The 5367-nt window shown below is 33.0% G+C and carries 3 protein-coding genes; all 3 read left to right on the plus strand.

Going from position 1 to position 5367, the window contains the following annotated elements; all coding sequences use genetic code 11:
* The first annotated feature begins 78 nt into the window (after nt 1-78).
* Nucleotides 79-2271: a U32 family peptidase gene (locus tag SA378_RS01860; RefSeq protein ID WP_318524290.1), complete on the plus strand. Its 2193-nt coding sequence runs from the start codon at nt 79-81 to the stop codon at nt 2269-2271.
* A gap of 121 nt (nt 2272-2392) precedes the next feature.
* Nucleotides 2393-4771: an endonuclease MutS2 gene (locus tag SA378_RS01865; protein WP_318524291.1), complete on the plus strand. Its 2379-nt coding sequence runs from the start codon at nt 2393-2395 to the stop codon at nt 4769-4771.
* Nucleotides 4772-4797: 26 nt separating this feature from the next.
* On the plus strand, nt 4798-5367 hold a 570-nt coding region (locus SA378_RS01870), incomplete at its 3' end, for a GNAT family N-acetyltransferase (protein WP_318524292.1).

Consider the following 5367-nt stretch of genomic DNA (forward strand, 5'->3'; position numbering starts at 1 on the left):
AGAAGATATTAAAACAAAATGAGGAGGGGCGCAACCATTTTTTCATAACTTGTTTGTGCCTTGAGCGAAGCGAAAGGAATGGTAAAAAACATGAAAAAACAAATAGAATTATTAGCACCGGCAGGAAGTATTGAATCATTCTATGCAGCAGTAAACAGCGGAGCGGATTCAGTGTATCTAGGAGGTAAATTTTTTAACGCAAGACAAAATTCACAAAACTTTGATAACGAAGAAATGAAGCACATAATTCGCTATGCCCATAATAAGGGTGTAAAAATATATGTCACTTTGAATACTGTTTTAAAAGACACAGAAATAATTGATGCATTAAATTATGCAGTATTCTTGTATGAAAATGATGTGGACGCAGTAATAGTACAGGATTTGGGATTAGTTTATTTGATAAAAAAATTCATTCCTGATTTAAAAGTTAACATGAGTACTCAAGCTTCTGTGTATGATGAATATGGAGTGAAATTTTTTGAGAAATATGACATTAATAAAGTTATCATGGCAAGAGAATTGTCCATTAGTCAGTTAAAAGAAACTGTTAAAAATACAAACGCAGAGTTGGAAGTATTCATACATGGTGCACTTTGCGCATCTTATTCAGGTCAATGCTACATGTCAAGTTTCTTAGGAGGCAGAAGTGGGAACAGAGGAAAGTGCGCACAGCCTTGCAGACTTAGCTACAGTTTTTATGACAAGGAAAATAATATAGAAGATGAGGAATTTGGAACAATTCCTGTTTTAAGTATGAAAGACTTCATTGCAGGTGAAACAATAGTTGAACTTATTGAGGCAGGCATAAGCACTTTTAAAATTGAAGGTCGTATGAAAGGGCCTGAATACACATCTGCAGTTGTGGAATATTACAGGCAGATAATTGACAATTACATTTCGGGAAAGAAAACAGATATAAAAGATTTAGAGAAAAGGGCTATTTCTACTTTCAGCAGAGGATATACAAACGGATATCTAAAACCTTCCAAAGATGATGAAATGTTTGCGAGAACAAGTTCGGGTGTCAAGGGAGACGACATAGAAGAAATAGAAGAAGAAACCAAAGATAAAGCTGAGGAGTTTTCAAAGTTCAGAAGAAATAAAATTAATTTTGCTATTTCTCTTAAAGTTGGAGAACAGGCTGTTCTCACTGCTCAGACAGGAAACAATAAAGTTGTTGTAAAAAGTGAAGAAGTATGTGAAACCAGCATTAAGAATCCTGCAACGGATGAAATAATAAATGAACAATTGGGGAAACTTGGTAGTACAATATATGAATTGAATAAATTGGATGTTATAAAGGATGAAGATGTATTTATAAGAAAAAGTACTTTAAATCAGCTTAGAAGAGATGCAACAGACATGCTTTATGAAAAAGGAGCAGTGCTCTACAAAAGGGAAGAAATAAACAATATTCCATTCAACACTGCATTTGCATTCAATGAAAACAAAAAAAGTGTTGAACCTAAAATCAGCTTGAAAATTAACAGCAACGAAGAAACAGAACTTTTAGACAAAGTAAAAGTTAAAAGGGTGTACATACCACATAACTTAGATATGAAGATGGTTAAAAATATTGAAGCTGATGAAAAGTATTTATGGCTGCCAAATATTGTGTCTAAAGAGCAATACAATTTATTAAAAGACAATATAAAGCTTTACGAGGAAATATTTGACGGTGTGTGTGTAAACAATGCTGGGAGATTTTATTTCTTCAAAGAAAACAGCAAATTGAAATTGCACTGCGGTCCGTTTTTTAACATAATAAATTCATTTTCAGTTGAGATGTTAAAGAATCAAGGAGCGGATGGATATGCTTTTTCCATTGAAGCAAATATAAGGGATATGGAAAGCATTGTAAAGAATAGTTCAATTCATTCGGAAATAGTTGCCCATGAATATGCACAGCTCATGGTTATGAAAAATTGTCCAATGTCTATGCTGAAGAATTGTAAAAACTTGCAGGACTGCGATAAATGTGAATATAAAGATAAATATTCGCTGAAAGACAGAAAAGGCGTATATTTTAACATAGAAAGAGAAAACCGCCTTACTCACATATACAACAGCGTGCCGCTTACTTTAATCGGTAAAGTTAATGATTTTGTAAAAAACAACATAGAATATTTCTTTATTGACACTAAATGGCTGAAAGAGCCTGAAGAGATAATAGATGCTTTGTATTGTGAAATAAATGGTGTTCAAACATCAAATGTTTTAGAGGAAAATAACTTTACCAGAGGCCACTATTTAAAAAATATTTTATAAAGATAGAAAAGCATGTATAGAGCAATAGTTAAGCATTACAGGCGATAGACAATCAACTGCTGTTCTATTGCTCATCAACTGCTAATCTATTGCTTAATTATTGCTAAATGAGAGGTAGACTATGAAACAAAAATCTAAATCGGTTTTGGAATTTGATAAAATAATTGAAAAGGTTGCTGAATTTGCTGAAACTGCAAATGGTAAAAGAGAAGTCATGAAACTTGATGCATCTTCTGATGTGGAAAGTGTTAAGTTCAAGCAAAAACAAACAGCGCAAGCTCTTTCAATTATAATTGAAAAAGGTTCGCCTCCATTAGGTGGAATAACTGATATAAAGGAATATGTAAAAAGGGCAGCTGTGGGAGGTATTATATCTCTTAGAGGTCTTCTTAACTGTGCGGATACGCTTAGAGCTGCCAGACTGTTAAAAAATTATGTACTTCTCAACAACAAAGAAGAACGGATTTACGACTTATTAGAAGAGTTGTGCAATGGTATTTATACAAACAAAGACATAGAAGATAAAATCTTTAACATAATTATAAGTGAAGAAGAAATTGCAGATGATGCCAGTCCTGAATTAAAGCGCATAAGAAGAGAAATTCAAATAAAAAACAATGCTATTAAAAATAAAATAAATTCTATTGTAAGTTCTTCAACAATGCAAAAATACCTTCAAGAGAATATTGTTACCATGAGAAACGACAGATATGTAATACCTGTGCGCAGGGAATACAGAAGCATGGTTAGGGGAATTATTCATGATCAGTCTTCAACAGGGTCTACATTATTTATAGAACCTGTGGCCATAGTGGAAATGACAAATGACATATCAAATTTAAAGGTTGAAGAAAAAAGGGAAGTAGAACGAATACTTCTTGAGCTCTCCGGAATGATTGGAAATATTAATTCAGAAATGATGGGAAACCAGGAAATTCTAAAAGAGTTGGATTTTATATTTGCAAAAGGAAAATATGCCATAAGCATAAACGGAATTGAGCCAAATGTAAACGACAGGGGTTATATTAGAATTAAAAAGGGAAGACATCCTTTAATCGATCCAAAAGTTGTTGTACCAATTGATGCATTGCTTGGAGATAAGTTTACCACTCTTATTATAACAGGTCCTAATACCGGGGGAAAAACTGTTTCTTTAAAAACGTTAGGGTTATTTTCTCTTATGGGAATGGCCGGACTTCATTTGCCGGCTGAGTATGGTACTGAAATTTCTGTATTTAATGCAGTTTATGCAGATATTGGGGATGAACAGAGCATTGAACAAAGTTTAAGCACATTTTCATCTCACATGACCAATATAGTTAGAATAATGAAAGAAGTGGACGAAAAATCATTTGTTTTGTTTGATGAACTTGGAGCAGGCACTGATCCAACTGAAGGAGCCGCACTTGCAATTGCTGTTTTAGACACTCTTCATGACAGAAAAATTGTAACTGCAGCAACAACACACTACAGCGAATTGAAATTGTATGCTCTTAATACTGAAGGAGTTATAAATGGCAGTGTTGAATTTAACGTGGAAACATTAAGCCCAACTTACAAGCTTCTAATAGGCGTGCCTGGCAAATCCAATGCATTTGAAATATCAAAAAAACTAGGACTTAATGATTATATAATTGAAAAAGCAAGAAAAACCATTGAAACTGACAAAGTTGAATTTGAAGATGCATTAAAGCAAATTGAAGATAACAGAATTTATATTGAAGAAAAAAGAAGAGAAATTGACAGGCTGGATGCACAAAGCCAGAAAAAGCACAGCGACTTTATTGCAAAGGAAAGAAAATCTCTTGAAAAAAGTGAGAAAATCATTGACGAAGCAAATTATGAAGCGCGTAAAATAGTTGAAAATGCTAAAAAGGAAACAGCAGAAATAATCAAAGAATTTAGAAAATTAAATTTAGAAATGGATAAAAACAAAAATCGCCGTGTCAATGAGTTAAGACAAGTTTTGAACGAAAAAACCAAGGATTTAGAAGAAAATCAATATTCAGAGCAAATTTTTGAAGAAGATACTTATGACACATCAACGCCAATACAAAAAGGTGATTGTGTAACTGTGAGAAGCTTGAATCAAAAAGGTCACGTTATTTCTGATATGGATAACTCGCAAAATGTAATGGTGCAAATTGGCTTGATTAAAATGAAGGTTAAAAAGGCGGATTTGATAAAAATAAAATCAGATGAAGAAGAAAAGCAAAGAACAAACACTACAAGAATGATAAAGCTTAAAACATCATCAATTAATCCTGTTATTGATTTGCGAGGATTAAATCTTGATGAAGCACTTTTAGAACTTGATAAATATTTAGACGATGCCTTTATGTCCAACTTAAATGAAGTGCAGGTAATACACGGAAAAGGAATGGGTATACTCAGAGAAGGAATAACTCAATTTCTTAAAAAGCATAAACATGTGAAAGAATCAAGGCTCGGAACATTCAATGAAGGCGGCGACGGAGTAACAATAGTTACATTCAAATAAATTGCTTAATATCAGCAGAGGTGATTATGGAAAGAGAAATAGTAAGATTAGACATTGATAAAGATTTTGAAGGATTTGAAGAATTGTCAGTCATTTCTTTTGGTGAGGGAACAAACAGCAAAAAAGAAATGTATGAATGGCTGTTCAATAAAAACCCATACAATAAATCAGGAAACATGATGTATTTATTAAAAGAAGGAGACAAAGTAATAGGATGTGATGGACTTTTGCCAAACGAACTTTATGTCAACGGCAAAACACTTTTAACTGCTCACTCTGTAAAATCTATGACACACCCGGATTATAAAAAACAAGGTATATTCAGAACAATGACTCAAAATTCCTGTGAGAGAGGTCGTCAAGACGGAGTTGATGTTGTAATAGGCCTGGCAAATGATCAGTCTTACCCTGCATATCAAAGGTTTGGCTGGCCGACTTTGTTTGAAAAAGAAGTATATGTAAAACCAATATTGATTACAAATATACTTAAAAGAAGAATGAAGGTTGGATTTTTAGCATCTCTTGAAAATTCAGTTTATTCAACTTACAGGAAAAACAAGCTAAAAAATCAAATGGACAGTGAAATAAAATTAAAA

The organism is Sedimentibacter sp. (assembly GCF_033447055.1).
Taxonomy (GTDB): domain Bacteria; phylum Bacillota; class Clostridia; order Tissierellales; family Sedimentibacteraceae; genus Sedimentibacter.